The sequence below is a fragment of the Mycetohabitans sp. B46 genome (assembly GCF_037389205.1).
Lineage (GTDB): Bacteria > Pseudomonadota > Gammaproteobacteria > Burkholderiales > Burkholderiaceae > Mycetohabitans.
Map to the genome: position 1 here is coordinate 165005 of NZ_JADBGL010000004.1, position 14868 is coordinate 179872.

Consider the following 14868-nt stretch of genomic DNA (forward strand, 5'->3'; position numbering starts at 1 on the left):
CCTGAGTAGACTTGCACACGCCGCCTAGACCCGCACCGCTGGCGCGACGTAAGGACATTCGTAGCGTCGCCGCACGGTGCCGTTCTCATCGACGCTTTCCAAATACACATCGAATTGCCACAACCGGGCCATGTGCTTGAGTACCTCTTCTGTGTCGCTACCCAAATGCCGATTGTCGGTCATGAAGTGACGCAGGGTGAGGCTGCGGTCACCTCGCGTGTTCACTGACCATACTTGGATATTCGGCTCACGGTGATGGATATCATATTGGCGCGATAGCACCTGCCGGACGTATTGGTAACCATTTTCGTCATGGATCGCGGAGATTTCCAACGCCTCTTTTGCATCGTCGTCCAAGATCGAGAACAACCGCATGTCCCGAATCAATGACGGCGACAAATATTGGGCAATGAAGCTCTCATCCTTAAAGTTGCGCATCGCATAGTCGAGCGCCTCAAGCCATGGGTGGCCCGCCAAGTCGGGAAACCAGCGCCGATCCTCGTCGGTCGGCTGTTCACAGATGCGGCGAATGTCCATCATCATCGAAAACCCCAGCGCATACGGGTTGATCCCGCTGTAATACGGTTTGGTCACCGGTGGCTGGAAGATGACATTGCTGTGCGAATGCAGGAACTCGAGCATGAAGCCGTCAGCCAGCTTGCCTTCGTTGTACAGCGTATTGAGCAGTGTGTAGTGCCAGAAGCAGGCCCAGCCCTCATTCATCACCTGGGTTTGCCGCTGCGGATAGAAGTACTGTCCGATTTTGCGCACGATTCGTATGACTTCACGCTCCCACGGCTCCAATAGCGGCGCATTCTTTTCAGCAAAATATAATAAGTTTTCCTGCGGCTCGGGAGGGTAGCGGGTGTCATCCGCGTCGTCCACGGTTTCGGGCTTTGAGCGCACTGGCAGTGTACGCCATAATTCGTTGACCTGCGTTTGCAAATATGCCTCGCGCTCGCGTTGCCGTTCTAGTTCCCGCTGTAAGGACAGCTTTTGGGGACGCTTATAGCGGTCTACGCCGTAGTGCATCAGCGCATGGCATGAATCGAGCAGCTCCTCGACGCGGTCCAGGCCGTAGCGCTCCTCGCATTCGGCAATATAGTGCTTGGCATAGACTAAGTAATCGATGATCGCGTGAGCGTCGGTCCACAATCGGAATAGATAATTGCCCTTAAAGAAGGAATTGTGGCCGTAGGCCGCATGCGCGATCACAAGTGCCTGCATCGTCATCGTGTTTTCTTCCATCAGATAGGCGATGCAGGGATTCGAATTGATGACGATTTCGTATGCCAGCCCCATCTGGCCGCGCCGATAGCTTTTCTCGGTCGCAAGAAAGTGTTTGCCGAAAGACCAGTGCCGATAATTGACCGGCATGCCGACCGACGCATACGCGTCCATCATCTGCTCGGCGCTGATCAATTCCAACTGGATCGGATAGGTGTCGAGCTTGTAGTGCTCTGCCACGCGCGCAATTTCAGCGTCATAGCGCTCAATTAGCTCAAAAGTCCAATCCGACGGGTGCGGCAATGGACGGTGACGCTTGCCATGGTCGCTCGGTCGCATGCAGGCACTCCTGTTAGGATCGTCCCCGACCCTCGCGACACGTTCCTCGCCCGGCTCGCAAGATTTTGAATGGGAGTTCATGCGGCCACCTGTTTTTCAAACAATTCACGGAATACTGGATAGATGCCCGCCGCGTCATCGACCTTTTTCATCGTGAAATGAGGCGCTATGGCGGGCAACTGGCCGTATTCGACCCACAAATTTTGCTCTTCCGGGGCCACCTGAATATACGCAAAGTACCGCGCTTTCGGCAGGATGTCGTTTTCCAGCAGCTTGCGGCACTTTGGCGAATCGTCCGTCCAATTATCGCCATCGGATGCCTGTGCGCCATAAATATTCCATTCCTGCGGTGAGTAGCGCTCATTGATGATCTTTTTCATCAACTCCAACGCGCTGGAGACCACCGTGCCACCGCTTTCAGTCGAGTGAAAAAAAGTCTCCTCGTCGACCTCTTCCGCACGCGTGTGGTGCCGAATGAACACCACCTCGATCTTTTCATAGTTACGCGTCAGAAACAGATAGAGCAGAATAAAGAAGCGCTTGGCCAGGTCCTTGCGCTGCTCGTCCATCGAACCGGAAACGTCCATCAAGCAAAACATGACCGCCTGGCTGGACGGAGTGGGTTGCTTGACGCGATTCACGTAGCGCAGGTCGAATGGATCAATGAACGGAATCCGCCAGATGCGCCCCTTCAGGTGATGAATTTCGTCCTCGAGCCGTTTGATCTCGGCCCGGCGATCACTCGGGTCGTCTTTCAACGCGTCCAGTTGCGCCTCAAGTTCGCGCAATTGGTTGACCAACGGCGCGCCGAGCGCGATGCGCCGACTCAGCGCACTGCGCAATGAGCGCACAACGTCGATGTTGTTCGGCGTGCCTTCGGTCGCCCAGCCGGCACGCTGGTTCTTCCAACTTGGCACCGCCATCAGGTGCGTCTTAACCAATCGCGGCAGTTCCAGGTCGTCGAAGAAATACTGCATGAATTCCTCGCGAGACAACTCGAACACGAAGTCATCCTGCCCCTCGCCTTCATTGCTCGCCTGCCCCCCGCCCCCACTTCCCCCGCCGCCGGGCGGGCGCGGAATCTTATCGCCTTTCACGTAGTCCGCATTGCCCGGATGGACGATTTCGCGTCGCCCGCCCGGTGCGTGGCGGAACATCGGCTCACCGATATCCTTCTTCGGAATCGTAATGCGCTTCGTACTCTGGATGTCCTTGATGCTGCGGTCGCGCACGGCCTCGGACACCGCTTCGCGGATATAGTGCTTGACCCGCCGCAAGAAGCGTTCGCGATTCGCAATGCTCTTATTCTTGCCGGCGAGTCTGCGGTCGATGATCTGATGAAGCACGTTGCCGTCCCCCGCTCTCTTGAAAGGCGCCGCCCGCGCACGTGGCACGGCAAGACGCGCGGTGATATTCACCGCTGCGCCGTCACCACCCCAGTACGCAAGACGCCGCGTTGCTCATGGCGCCCGTACGCTACGCACGCTGCCGTCAGGAAGCCTTGCGCACGCGCAAATACCAGTCGCATAGCAGGCGGACCTGCTTGGGCGTGTAACCCTTGGCGACCATCCGGTTGACGAAGTCCTCATGCTTGCGTTGCTCTTCGGCGGAGCCCTTCGCGTTAAACGAGATAACCGGCAGAAGTTCCTCCGTGTTGGAGAACATTTTCTTCTCGATCACGACTCGCAACTTTTCGTAGCTGATCCACGCCGGATTCTTGCCACCATTGGCCGCGCGTGCGCGCAGGACGAAGTTGACGATCTCGTTGCGGAAATCCTTTGGATTGCTGATTCCCGCTGGCTTTTCGATTTTTTCCAATTCCGCGTTCAACGCCGCACGATCGAAGCTCTCGCCGGTATCGTGATCCCGGAACTCCTGATCCTGAATCCAAAAGTCCGCATAGGTCACATAGCGGTCGAAAATATTTTGCCCGTATTCGGAATACGATTCCAGGTAAGCAGTCTGAATCTCCTTGCCAATGAACTCTGCGTAGCGCGATGCCAGAAGTTCCTTGACGAACGATAGGTACTTTTGTTCGACTTCCGGTGGAAATTGCTCGCGTTCAATCTGCTGCTCGAGCACGTACATCAGGTGCACCGGGTTGGCGGCAACCTCGGTCGTGTCGAAGTTGAACACCCGTGACAGGATCTTGAATGCAAAGCGTGTTGAAATGCCTGTCATGCCTTCGTCAACGCCAGCGTAGTCGCGATACTCTTGATACGACTTTGCCTTCGGGTCGGTGTCCTTCAGGTTTTCGCCGTCATAGACCAGCATCTTCGAAAACAGGCTGGAGTTCTCCGGCTCGTGCAAGCGCGTCAGCACGGCAAACTGCGCCATCATCTTCAGCGTACCCGGTGCGCAGACGGCGGAAGCGAGCGACGAGTTCCGGACCAGCTTGTCATAAATCTTGATCTCTTCCGAGTAGCGCAGGCAGTATGGCACCTTGATCACGAAGATCCGGTCAAGCAGCGCCTCGTTATTCTTGTTGTTCCGGAATGCTTTCCATTCCGATTCATTCGAGTGTGCAAGGATAATGCCGTCGAACGGAATTGCGCCGAAGCCCTCCGTGCCCTTGAAATTGCCTTCCTGCGTGGCGGTCAACAACGGGTGCAGCACCTTGATCGGCGCCTTGAACATTTCGACGAACTCGAGCAGGCCCTGATTCGCCAGGCACAATCCCCCCGAGTAGCTGTACGCGTCGGCATCGTCCTGCGCATACTGCTCCAACTTGCGGATGTCGACCTTGCCCACCAGCGACGAGATATCTTGATTATTCTCGTCACCTGGCTCGGTCTTGGCAATCCCAATCTGACGTAGCACCGATGGGTAGCGCTTGACCACGCGGAACCGGCGGATGTCGCCGTTGTACTCGTGCAGGCGCTTGACAGCCCACGGGGACAGGATGCTCTTCAAATAGCGGCGAGGTATTCCATACTGCTCTTCAAGGATTGGGCCATCTTCGTCGTAGTCAAACAGGCCGAGCGGTGATTCGTTGACCGGCGAGCCTTTGATCGAGTAGAACGGCACCCGCTCCATCAATTGCTTCAGACGCTCCGCGATCGACGATTTGCCGCCGCCGACCGGCCCGAGCAGGTATAAGATCTGTTTCTTTTCCTCGAGCCCCTGTGCAGAATGGCGGAAATAGGCGACGACCTGCTCGATTACCTCTTCCATGCCATAGAACTCGCGAAATGCCGGATAGATCTTGATGACCTTGTTGGCAAAAATACGCGACAGCCTCGGATCATTGCGGGTGTCGACGTGCTCCGGGTCCCCGATCGCCATCAACATGCGTTCGCCAGCCGTGGCGTACGCGGCAGGATTGTTCTTGCACAGTTCGAGATACTCTTCCAACGAGAACTCTTCCTCTCTCGTCTTTTCGAAGCGGGTCGCGAAACTGTTGTAAATATCCATACCACCTCCTCGCCGATATTCAACGAGCGCTGCCGGTCAGCCGCCACGGTGCACGCATCGTGTTACGCGCTTGGGCGAGTCGATCGGCATGCCCTTAGACTCATGCTAATCCTATTTCGGGAGAATTTCACTAACCGTACGTAGAGGCTTATTAAAACAATTTAACCTCTGGCGCGCCCTACATCGAAACCCTACAATATTGGTCCCGCACCGTCCGCTGTGCCACGTCGTCATGACAGGGTGTTGGCTGGCTTTTAGCCCCGGCTTGCGCCTCTTTTCCGGTGGCTTACGCCTCCTTCTGCTGTAGCGAACATGCCCCGGGCTCGTTGGCGCGCCCCGCTGTGCCCCATCCGTGCGCCCGGTCCGAACATGCGGGTCAATGCAGTTTCCTGTGTGACCGTGGTGGTGCAATTAGCGGTCCCGCCCCATAACGCCGATGCGCCATCGGTCGTCCAGCGTGCTGCGCTCAAAACGTTTCCCGGCCATCAGATGGCGGATGGCGGCATGCAAAGGATCGCCAAGTCGGCTCGACTCTGGACGCGGCCGACACGGGCGCCTGTGATGCAGGCGCCGCCGGTCGCGTCGCGCCCCCTCATCAGTCCCAGTACGGCGATGACCACCTCGACTAGTACGGCGATGACCATCTCGAGCAGATCCAGTCCAGCGTCCGACCGTTGGGACCATCGCCGACGCGGCCAATCATCGACACCTGCGCTCCAGGCCGAGCGGCGGCGGCAGCCCGGTTAGCGCCCTTGCCACCCGAAATCCAGGCGAAATTGTGCCCGGTCAACGTCTCGCCAGGAAGGTGCGCCACCCGGTCCAGGTTCAGGCTGCCGACCACGGTGACGCGGCCGGTGCATAGATATGGCCGTTGTACGGGCGTCATAGGGCCGCCCCAGTGGACTCCCGCACCGCCAACTGTGGCGTGACGACGCGCCGTTGTGGCCCCCCTTGCGCATTGCCGTTGATACGCTTGAACAGCGTCTGCGCCGCCGCCTCGCCAAGCTGCAAGATCGACTGGCCGACGGTGGACAGCGCCGGGTAGACATAGCGGGACAATTCGATATCGTCGAATCCGATAATTGATAACTTCTCCGGCACCCGGATCTTGCGCTCGGCCGCCGCCCGCAATGCACCCATGCCCATCATGTCGTTGCCGGCAAAGATGGCGCTGGGCTTCACGCCGTCGAGCAGCCGGCTTGCAGCCACATAGCCGCCTGGAATGGTGAAATCGCTCTCGACGATGCCGTTCTTGACAATCTCAATGCCGCGCTCGGCCATCGCGCGCAGAAAGCCCTGGACGCGCATCGCGCTAACCGCCATCTGCGCCGGCCCGGCGATGCAACCGATGCGTACGTGGCCGAGTTCCAGCAGGTGGCAGGTGGCTAGATACGCGCCGCGCTCATGGTCGATCTGCACCAGATCGGCGCTCAGGCCCTCGATCTCCTGGTCCACCACTACGATCGGCACGCCAGCAGATGCCAGCGGGCGGGCCAGCACGCTGTGCGCGCCCGTTGACGCGACAATCAGCCCATCGATGCGCTTTTCCTGTAGCACACGCAGATAATTGCATTGCTTGGTCGGATTGTCGTCCGAATTGCACAAAAAGACGCAGTATCCGGTTCTTTCGCAACAATCTTCAATGCCGCGCGCCAACTCGGCAAAGTACGGGTTCGTGCCGCTCGGGATGACCAGCCCTATCGTCGTCGTCGAGCGCGCCTTCAGTGAACGGGCGACCGCCGACGGTACATAATCCAGTTGCTTGATCGCATGCTCGACCTTTGCCCGCACACCGGCACTGACCGGACGGGAATTGTTCACAACATGCGAAACAGTGGTAAACGACACGCCCGCAAGTGCCGCCACGTCCTTGATCGTCGCCATTGCCAGTTACGCTTGAGGTTTGGAAATGCCAATGCCTATCATACGGAGATCGGAGCAACGGCCCGCCAGTACGTCTTGGCGACGCGCAGCGCCCAATGCCTTAGCGGCAACTGGTATGCGTGAGCTGCACCACTACCATGACCGCTAGTGCGATGAAGAACGCCGGCGAAACGACTGCCAGGTCAATGCCCGCGATGATCAATCAGCACAAACGTTATGCCCACCGACAGCACCACAAAGTCCGGGTTCTGGTTCGCGATGGTGCTAAACGTATCGTACATTCGGTTCCGTCGCCGTTCATTGACAACCGGAGCGCTGTGGCACATAAGTAGTAAAGTGGTGGTCGATCAGCGACAGCAGCGTATCAACGTCCACCGGCTTGACCTGATGGTGGTCAAAACCGGCAGCGCGGCTGCGAGCGATGTCGTCGAACTCGCTCAACCCCGTCAATGCGATGATCAGCGCGTCCCGTGTCGACGGATGCCCGCGCAGCCGGCGCGCAACGTCGTAGCCGCTCATGCGCGGCATCGCCAAGTCGAGCAGCACAATATGTGGGGCGAAATGCGTGGCGCATTCCACTGCAGTGGGACCATCGAGCGTCGCCTCGACCTGGAACCCCTCGATTTGCAGCAGCAATGCCAGCCCCTCGCAAGCGTCTTCGGCGTCGTCGACTACGAGCACGCGCAAACCACGTCGGGCAAGGGCTCCACCGGCCGCGGCCGTGGCGGATGACACGGAACTGGAGGGCTGGACAGGCTGCGATGCCATTGCGAAATCGGACGTTGGACAAGTGAACAGTAGGGACGCTGCACCGCAGAGTGCCGTGCAGCACGGCGGTCGTTAAGTAAGCAAACATTGTTCCAACATGAAGGCACGCACCGCAATCTGCGTGGGGGTATTCGCCTGCCATCGCGCCGCGTGTGCCAACGACGCCCTGCGCGCCGCGCCAGCATGCCGCCGTAGCCGTCGGCCGGGCCGCCCGATAGGGCACCTTTACACCAGCTTTGCAGAACTTACCGGTCAGACTTTTGCAATATTGACTGGCACAGACTGGTACGGCGCGTCATTGGCGCGCATCAGCATGTCATGCACCGTCAACTCGCTGCCATGCAAGGCCTTCACGAAAGGTTGCCTGAGCGTCAAGCTGGCAGGCTAACGCACGCCGCATCAGGCTCGCATCGCGGCCGATGCGGCCCGCTCATGGTGCGGTGCACCGTGTGCAGCGCCGTCGAATTCTCTATGATCGGGATATGGTGGCCTGTTTAAGCCGAATAGCCGGCTAATCGCTGCAGGCCGCCACCGTTGTTTCATGACCGCACAACCCAATGCGGACGGAGGCGCGTGATGGCATGGAGAACGAACCGCTGGATCAGGCGCTGGCTGATTGCCACGTTTGCATGGGCAGTGCCCGTCGCGCTGATCGCGATTCACGAGATCCAGGTTGAGATGGCCTATAACCGCACCGCTCTGCAACGCGCACTCGACGATTGGAAACTTAGCGCGCCCGAGCGTGCCGTGGACGCGGCCGGCCGTTGCGTCGGGACCGCGGAGCAGGCCCGGGCAGCCGGATGCCCGGCCGCGATTGTGTCGGCGCATGCGCCGGCGTTGCAGGCAGCGCAGGATGACTATGCGAGACGCCGACGCACGCTGCTGTCGTATCTGAGCCAAGCCATTTTCGGCTACTGGGTCGTACCCTCGTCGTTTGTCTTCGCTGTTGGCCTGGTTGTCGTATTCGTGCGCTTGGCGTTGCGACGCCCGTCGCCCAAGCAGCCGAGGCGCACATCGACTGCCTCGTCCGCGTCGCCTGGCCCGCCGGCGCCCGCCCACCCTACCCTGCCAGACCCGGCCCCCACCCCAGGCCCGGCGGAATCGACAGTTAAGGCGCAAGCGCGTTGAGGGCCCTGCATCGCGCGACTGGGCAGCCCGTTCGGGTTGTTTTGGGGAACCATTACGCAGTTGGCCCGCTCCATGCTTCAGTGTCATGGCAGTCCCCCAAAAGCAACCCAGGAGAATGAGATGGAAAGAAGAAAGTTCATAGTGACGACCTCCGCCCTGCTCGCATCAGGCGGCCTCGCGCTCACCGGTTGCACGACGACCACCCAGACCTCTGCGTCGAGGGCAGCCGGCAACGCAGGCAAGCGTCAGAGCATCAATGCTTCAGTTAATGAAACGTTGGCGCGCCTCTATACCACCGCCAACGGTTCGCGGGAGTTGGTCGCGAAGGCCCGTGGCGTGCTAGTGTTCCCGTCCGTCGTGTCCGCAGCCTTCATCGTCGGGGGGCAATATGGCGAAGGTGCGCTGCGTATCGGGGGCGAGACGGCTGGCTATTACAGTACCGCAGCAGGCTCGTTCGGCTTACAGGCTGGTGCGCAATCCAAAGCGCTGATTTTCTTATTCATGACGCAGGACTCGCTGGACAAGTTCCGCAACAGCGAAGGCTGGGCCGTAGGCGCCGATGCGACTGTGGCGGTGCTAAAAGTCGGCGTGAATGGCAAAATCGATACCACCACGGCCACCGCGCCGGTGCAGGCGTTCGTGCTGACGAACGCGGGCCTGATGGCCGGCGTGTCGTTGGCAGGCACGAAGGTGACGAAACTGAAGCTTTGAGCCGCACGCGCTTATGCGCTTGACCGTGACAGCAGGCCCGGTGGCGACGCTAAGCGCTGGCATTCTGATCCTGTTGATACCGCGACTGTTGAATGCCATTGTCGCGCTGTGTCCGATCATCATCGGCCTGCTCGGCGATACGTCTTGCTAAGCGGCGTCGCTGCGTTGTTAGCTTGCCGCGTCCGTTGTGCGGTATTGTTCGGGCAGCGCGGCGCCGCGATCGATGACTTTGAAGCGCGCGCGCCGCTGCGCGCGCGCGACCGCATGGTAAGCCTCTACGTACTGCTGCGCCATGCGGCGCGACGTGAAGCGTCGCTCGAAGCACGCTCGCACGCGTTCACGCGACAACGTGCCAAGGCGGTTGACCGCCGCGATCGCACTGATTTCGTCTTCTACGATGAAACCAGACTGCGCCTCGTCAATCACCTCGGATACCGAACCCCGGTTGAACGCGATGACCGGCGTGCCGCAAGCCATCGCCTCGATCATCACCAGACCGAACGGCTCGGGCCAGTCGATCGGAAACAGTAGCGCGTGTGCGCCGGACAGGAAGTGCGCTTTTTGCTCGTCAGCGATCTCGCCAATAAACTCGACGTGCGGCAGCGCCAGCAATGGCCGTATGTCGCGCTCGAAATACTGCTGATCGGCGGCGTCGACTTTGGCGGCGATACGAATCTTCATGCCGCAAAGCCCGGCAATCCGAATCGCGATATCGACACGTTTTTCCGGCGATATCCGGCCAAGGAACGCCAGGTACTGTGGCTGCACGGGCTGCGGCGTGTACAGCCTTTCGGGCAGACCATGGTAGACGGTCGCCAGCCACTTTGCCTGCGGCAGCGGCTCGCGCTGTGCGTCCGAAATCGAGACGACCGCCGCGCTCGAGAAGGTGTCAAAGATCGGCTGTTGCTCTGGCAGGTCCAGTCGCCCGTGCAGCGTAGTGATAAAGGGCGTGTCCTGGCGGCCGAAAAGCGAGAACGAGTAGTAGTCCATGTGAAAATGCAGCACATCGAATTCTCTCGCTTGCTGCCGCACTCGTTCCATCAACAGCATATGTGGAGCGATCCGGTCACGAATGGCAGGATCGAGCCGCAGCGCCCGCGGCCAGACCGGTACGAGCTTGGCCCGGGTATTCGAGTCTGCGCTGGCGAACAGCGTCACATCGTGGCCGAGATCGACCAGCGCTTCGGTGATATACGAGACGACGCGCTCCGTGCCGCCATACAGCTTGGGCGGCACGGACTCGGTAAGTGGCGCGATTTGGGCAATCCTCATGCTTGTCTCCAACCTGGCAATCCCTGCGGTGATGCGGTCATTAGGCCTGCAACCGGGCGCGCCAGTATGACACACGCAGGCACACCTTTGACTGCACGCGCACCTTGGCGCGATGCTTCACCACGTAGCCATCGCAGTACGAGCGCCTGCCATGATCAGCCCGGTGTCGATGACGATCGACCGTGACGCCCGCCCACGCCGCCGGATATTGCAATTCCAGCGTTGGATATTGAAACTCCGGATCGCCGCTACACGCGCGAAACATCCGCGCGGTGGTCGGTTAATGCTGCCCCGGCACCGCGCGTGCGTGTCCGCGCAAATCGGCGATGAAGGTGTCACGCCAGACGCCCAGGTCATTATCACGCAGGTTCTGCATGTTAGTCTGGTAGCGCTCCTGTCGCTCCACCAGTGGCATCGCCAACGCGTGCTCAAGGGCCTCGGACATGCCGACGATATCATACGGATTGATGATCAGCGCGCCGGGCAACTCTCGCGCTGCGCCGGCAAAGCGCGATAGGACCAGCACGCCAGGATCGTCCGGATTTTGGGCGGCAACATACTCCTTGGCCACCAGGTTCATTCCGTCACGCAGTGGCGTGACCAAGCCGATTTGTGACTCGCGAAATAGCGACATCAGCTTCCAACGGTCATAGCGCTGGTTCAAATATCGGATCGGCGTGTAGTCCAGGCCGGAAAACCGGCCGTTGATCCGGCCGGCCTCGTATTCGAGATTCTGCCTAATTTCTTGATACGACTGGACGTCCGAGCGCGTGGGCGGAGCCACTTGAACGAGTGTGACGCTGCCGCGCCAGTGCGGCGCACGCTCCAGCAATTGCTCGAATGCCCGAAAGCGCTCGACGAGCCCCTTTGAGTAATCGAGCCGGTCCACGCTCATGATCAGCTTGCGCCCTTCCAAGCTCTGCTTCAGTTCCAGCACGTGTTGCCGGCTCTCGTGGCGACGCGCTTGCTCGGCGATGTCATCGGGGAAAACACCAATCGGGTAGGCAGCGCCGTGCAATACGCGCCCGTATGCCTCGATTCGACCGTTGTCCCACACTTTGCCATGCGCGTGCCGCTCAACATAATCGGCGAAGGCGCGCAGATCGACCGCAGTTTGGAAACCCACCACGTCATAGCTGCACAACGCGCGCCCCAGTTCGTCATGCGGCGGGACGTTCAGCATAATTTGCGGCGATGGAAACGGGATATGCAGAAAAAAACCAATCCGGTTCTGCACACCCAGCTGGCGCAGCGCGTCACCGAATGGGATCAAGTGATAATCGTGGACCCAGATGACATCGTCAGGCCGCAGCAAAGGCGCTAGCTTCTGCGCAAGCCACCGGTTCACGCGCAGGTAGCCTGCATAGTCTGTGCGGTCGTAGACGGCCAGGTCATTGCGATAGTGGAAAACAGGCCACAGCGTCGCATTCGAAAAACCGCGATAGTACTGGTCATAGTCCTTGCGCGTCAGCCCGACGGTCGCGAACGTGACCTTGCCCTCCTCCACGAGCGTGGGCATGGCATGGGCCCCCGTTTCGCCGACTATGTCGCCACTCCAGCCGAACCAGACCCCTCCCGCATCCTTTAGCGCGCCGAACACGCCAACTGCGAGTCCACCAGCGGATCCCTTGCTCTCAGTGGGGGTGGCGACGCGATTCGACACTACGACCAGCCGGCTCATTCGCTTGTTCTCCGTCAGGTTCTGAATGGGACATGTCGGTTATGACCCACGACGCGCCGCTGTGGTTCACTGAATGCGCGTCAACCGTCGCGGCGCATTGCCACCGGGTCAGCCTCCGTATGGGCGACGGTCTTGGACGCCTCCGGTGGGGTGGCCTCGCGCATCGGCTGCGGCTCGGCCTGCAGCGCACGTTCACGCTCAGTGGACAGGTCCGCCCGCATCTTCGGCAGGCATTCCGGATAGTAGCGCTGGATGAACGCAATCAATCCTTCTCGCACGCGACAACGCAAATCCCAATTTAAGCCCGAATCACTCGAGCTGACCAGTACCCGCAATTGCATCGCGTGATCAGTTGCGTCGGTGACTTGCAAGACTTGGACGCGCCCATCCCATTCTGGCGCATTGCTGACGATACGTGACAGTTCCTCGCGCAGCGGCGGCAATGGCATCTTATAGTCGACAAACAGGAAGACCGTGCCGATGATTTGCGAACTGCTGCGAGTCCAGTTTGTGAACGGATTTTCGATCAACCACTGCAGCGGCACGATCAGCCGCCGCTGATCCCAGATTCGAACGGCAACGTAGGTGCCGGTGATCTCCTCGATCCGCCCCCACTCGCCCTGGATTACTACCACGTCGTCGAGCCGAATCGGCTGGGACAGCGCAATCTGCAATCCAGCGATCATATTGGCCAGCACCGGGCGCGCCGCGATACCGGCAACCAGACCGGCGACGCCCGCCGACGCGAGCAGGCTCGTGCCGACCTGCCGGACATTGGGAAACATCATCAGCATCGACGCGATGCCGAGCATCACAATCAACGTCATCACCGACCGGGCGAGCACGCGCGTCTGCGTGTGGATGCGTCGCGCATGCAGGTTGTCGGTCGTGTCCAGCGGGTTCGCGGCGACGATTGCATCACCCACGCCGGCAACCGAGCGTACGGCCAACAGCGTCAGCATGCCGATCAGCATCAGGCCACCGACGTCGCGCGCGACGCGGATCACCGCCAGCTCGTCCGGCGCCTCATGCAGCACCAGTTCGATAGCCAGCATTGCCAGCGCGTAAAGCGATGGCCACTCGATTGCCCCTGTCACGACAGCCAGGATCGGATAGGGGCGCGTCACGCGGCGCACGATCCGCGCGCCGACCCAGTGCGCCGCGCGCACGCACGCCACCGCGATCACGGCAATGACAATCAGGCCGGTCCACGAATGCAGCGGCGCAGCAGCAATGTTGCTGATCGGTTCAAGCCAGTTCACCAATGCTCCATCACTTGTCTGTCGAGCAAGGATAGCTCTTGCCTAGCCCCAGTGCGACAACCGTACTGGCGTTATAGTTTTTTGCGTTTGGCGTATTCGCCAAATACTTGCGTACCGCGTCGGTCAATTCCGCCGCTTTCACGTTGTCGGGCAAGCAAAAATACTGCCCCACACGCGGCCCTGTCATGCCGCCTATGGCTTCGATCGTGTTGAACACGCCATCCGCCGCCCCCTCGATGTAGGCTTCGCACGACACGCGCGATTTCACATCGGTGCGCTGGCACAGACGGTCCAGGTCCGCGCCGGTGAACGCGTGAGCGCTCATCGGCACACTAATCGCAAACATCGCGGTGACGCGGAACAATGTCCGTAACATGGTGCTCCTTATGTTGTGGTCGATAAGATCCGTTCCGACGCACCGCCGCGCCGGACCGGGTTATTCTGTACTGCCCGTACCCCTTGCGCTACCTGCGCTATCGCCAGCCGTGGCAGGCGGGCGTGAATCCTTGTGCCTGGGTTGCGCCTGTATCTTCTCCAATCGCGCGGCTAGGCCGTCCGCGATGTCTTTCTGGTTGTATTGTTTCGCGAAATCAATTACGGTCAATCCCAACTGGTTCTTCAGCGTCAGGTCGGCGCCCTCGTCGAGCAGCAGCTTCACGGTCGTGATATGGCCACCGCGTGCGGCCATCATCAGCGGCGTGGTGCCGTTTGGCGACGCGGCATCGATATACGCGGCGTGATCGATCAGCAGCTTGACCACCTTATCCTGGCCAGTCGTCGCCGCATAATGCAGCGGTGTCCAACCGGACTTATTGACTCCGGCCCCCTTCTCGATCAGCTGCTTAACCAGCCCGATCTCGCCGTTAAGCGCGGCCAGCATCATCGCGTTCTCCCCGGCACGATCCAGTTTCTCCAGGTCGGTCTTCGGTTGATCTGCCAACAGCGCGGCGACCTTTTCAGACTTTTCCCGCGCGGCGAGCACTAGCATCGGCATGCCGCTGGCATCGATTAGGTTAGGATCGATACCGGCGGCGAGCAGCTTACGCACCGCGTCGACATCGTCAAACTTCACCGCCTTAATCATCGTGTCAGCCGGGCCTGCTTGCGCCGTTGACGGGATCGTAGCCCCTATCGTCATCGTCAACACGCACGCGAGCCATACCCCGGTTAGCCGGCGCGCTG

At 59.9% G+C, this 14868-nt stretch carries 14 protein-coding genes and 2 pseudogenes; 3 read left to right on the plus strand and 13 right to left on the minus strand.

The features are described 5' to 3' along the window. Nucleotides 1–24: 24 nt before the first annotated feature. The 7 genes and pseudogenes from IHE30_RS06260 to IHE30_RS06290 all read right to left on the minus strand — a co-directional run bounded on the left by IHE30_RS06260 (nucleotide 25) and on the right by IHE30_RS06290 (nucleotide 7632). Nucleotides 25–1566, minus strand: coding sequence for a SpoVR family protein (locus IHE30_RS06260; RefSeq protein WP_337689539.1), 1542 nt, complete (start codon nucleotides 1564–1566; stop codon nucleotides 25–27). A 77-nt stretch (nucleotides 1567–1643) separates the two neighbouring features. Next, nucleotides 1644–2912, minus strand: a complete 1269-nt coding sequence (locus tag IHE30_RS06265) for a YeaH/YhbH family protein (RefSeq protein ID WP_337689620.1) — start codon at nucleotides 2910–2912, stop codon at nucleotides 1644–1646. A gap of 145 nt (nucleotides 2913–3057) precedes the next feature. After that, a complete protein-coding gene (locus IHE30_RS06270) occupies nucleotides 3058–4980 on the minus strand; it encodes a PrkA family serine protein kinase (RefSeq protein ID WP_337689540.1) in 1923 nt (640 codons plus the stop codon). 661 nt (nucleotides 4981–5641) lie between these two features. Further along, nucleotides 5642–5866 (minus strand): annotated as a pseudogene (locus tag IHE30_RS06275) (PfkB family carbohydrate kinase); the annotation flags it as partial. After that, a complete protein-coding gene (locus tag IHE30_RS06280; protein ID WP_337689541.1) occupies nucleotides 5863–6864 on the minus strand; it encodes a LacI family DNA-binding transcriptional regulator in 1002 nt (333 codons plus the stop codon). The gene IHE30_RS06280 and the pseudogene IHE30_RS06275, both read right to left, overlap by 4 nt. Nucleotides 6865–6994: 130 nt before the next feature. Continuing rightward, a pseudogene (locus tag IHE30_RS06285) lies at nucleotides 6995–7142 on the minus strand (ABC transporter permease); the annotation flags it as partial. 19 nt (nucleotides 7143–7161) lie between these two features. Next, nucleotides 7162–7632, minus strand: coding sequence for a response regulator (locus tag IHE30_RS06290; RefSeq protein ID WP_337689542.1), 471 nt, complete (start codon nucleotides 7630–7632; stop codon nucleotides 7162–7164). Nucleotides 7633–8208: 576 nt separating this feature from the next. Between IHE30_RS06290 and IHE30_RS06295 the strand changes: the two genes are divergently transcribed. The 3 genes from IHE30_RS06295 to IHE30_RS06305 all read left to right on the plus strand — a co-directional run bounded on the left by IHE30_RS06295 (nucleotide 8209) and on the right by IHE30_RS06305 (nucleotide 9622). Then, nucleotides 8209–8760: a hypothetical protein gene (locus IHE30_RS06295; protein ID WP_337689543.1), complete on the plus strand. Its 552-nt coding sequence runs from the start codon at nucleotides 8209–8211 to the stop codon at nucleotides 8758–8760. 120 nt (nucleotides 8761–8880) lie between these two features. Continuing rightward, nucleotides 8881–9471: a BPSL1445 family SYLF domain-containing lipoprotein gene (locus IHE30_RS06300; protein ID WP_337689621.1), complete on the plus strand. Its 591-nt coding sequence runs from the start codon at nucleotides 8881–8883 to the stop codon at nucleotides 9469–9471. Nucleotides 9472–9484: 13 nt separating this feature from the next. Next, the gene (locus tag IHE30_RS06305) at nucleotides 9485–9622 is read left to right on the plus strand and encodes a DUF3096 domain-containing protein (RefSeq protein ID WP_337689544.1); all 138 of its coding nucleotides are present in this window, start codon (nucleotides 9485–9487) and stop codon (nucleotides 9620–9622) included. 17 nt (nucleotides 9623–9639) lie between these two features. On the opposite strand, the gene IHE30_RS06310 is transcribed toward IHE30_RS06305, so the two are convergent. The 6 genes from IHE30_RS06310 to IHE30_RS06335 all read right to left on the minus strand — a co-directional run bounded on the left by IHE30_RS06310 (nucleotide 9640) and on the right by IHE30_RS06335 (nucleotide 14824). Continuing rightward, nucleotides 9640–10743 carry a glycosyltransferase family 4 protein gene (locus IHE30_RS06310; RefSeq protein ID WP_337689545.1) on the minus strand — a complete coding sequence of 368 codons (1104 nt, stop codon included), beginning with the start codon at nucleotides 10741–10743 and terminating at the stop codon, nucleotides 9640–9642. 40 nt (nucleotides 10744–10783) lie between these two features. Further along, nucleotides 10784–11008: a hypothetical protein gene (locus IHE30_RS06315; RefSeq protein ID WP_337689546.1), complete on the minus strand. Its 225-nt coding sequence runs from the start codon at nucleotides 11006–11008 to the stop codon at nucleotides 10784–10786. A 15-nt stretch (nucleotides 11009–11023) separates the two neighbouring features. Beyond that, nucleotides 11024–12424 (minus strand): alpha,alpha-trehalose-phosphate synthase (UDP-forming), encoded by a 1401-nt coding sequence (gene otsA / locus IHE30_RS06320; protein ID WP_337689547.1) that lies wholly within the window; start codon nucleotides 12422–12424, stop codon nucleotides 11024–11026. Between the two features lie 80 nt (nucleotides 12425–12504). Next, nucleotides 12505–13686: a mechanosensitive ion channel family protein gene (locus IHE30_RS06325; protein WP_337689548.1), complete on the minus strand. Its 1182-nt coding sequence runs from the start codon at nucleotides 13684–13686 to the stop codon at nucleotides 12505–12507. A gap of 10 nt (nucleotides 13687–13696) precedes the next feature. Further along, entirely contained in the window at nucleotides 13697–14062 is a 366-nt protein-coding gene (locus IHE30_RS06330; RefSeq protein ID WP_337689549.1) for a Rap1a/Tai family immunity protein, read from the minus strand. 60 nt (nucleotides 14063–14122) lie between these two features. Beyond that, nucleotides 14123–14824 carry an ankyrin repeat domain-containing protein gene (locus IHE30_RS06335; protein WP_337689622.1) on the minus strand — a complete coding sequence of 234 codons (702 nt, stop codon included), beginning with the start codon at nucleotides 14822–14824 and terminating at the stop codon, nucleotides 14123–14125. Nucleotides 14825–14868 lie beyond the last annotated feature (44 nt).

Coding starts and splice junctions, on each gene's coding strand:
- IHE30_RS06270 (WP_337689540.1), bottom strand. CDS start 4,980: ATGGATATTTACAACAGTTTCGCGACCCGCTTCGAAAAGACGAGAGAG.
- IHE30_RS06290 (WP_337689542.1), bottom strand. CDS start 7,632: ATGGCATCGCAGCCTGTCCAGCCCTCCAGTTCCGTGTCATCCGCCACG.
- IHE30_RS06330 (WP_337689549.1), bottom strand. CDS start 14,062: ATGTTACGGACATTGTTCCGCGTCACCGCGATGTTTGCGATTAGTGTG.
- otsA (WP_337689547.1), bottom strand. CDS start 12,424: ATGAGCCGGCTGGTCGTAGTGTCGAATCGCGTCGCCACCCCCACTGAG.
- IHE30_RS06305 (WP_337689544.1), top strand. CDS start 9,485: ATGCGCTTGACCGTGACAGCAGGCCCGGTGGCGACGCTAAGCGCTGGC.
- IHE30_RS06280 (WP_337689541.1), bottom strand. CDS start 6,864: ATGGCGACGATCAAGGACGTGGCGGCACTTGCGGGCGTGTCGTTTACC.
- IHE30_RS06295 (WP_337689543.1), top strand. CDS start 8,209: ATGGCATGGAGAACGAACCGCTGGATCAGGCGCTGGCTGATTGCCACG.
- IHE30_RS06310 (WP_337689545.1), bottom strand. CDS start 10,743: ATGAGGATTGCCCAAATCGCGCCACTTACCGAGTCCGTGCCGCCCAAG.
- IHE30_RS06315 (WP_337689546.1), bottom strand. CDS start 11,008: ATGTTTCGCGCGTGTAGCGGCGATCCGGAGTTTCAATATCCAACGCTG.
- IHE30_RS06260 (WP_337689539.1), bottom strand. CDS start 1,566: ATGCGACCGAGCGACCATGGCAAGCGTCACCGTCCATTGCCGCACCCG.
- IHE30_RS06335 (WP_337689622.1), bottom strand. CDS start 14,824: ATGACGATAGGGGCTACGATCCCGTCAACGGCGCAAGCAGGCCCGGCT.
- IHE30_RS06300 (WP_337689621.1), top strand. CDS start 8,881: ATGGAAAGAAGAAAGTTCATAGTGACGACCTCCGCCCTGCTCGCATCA.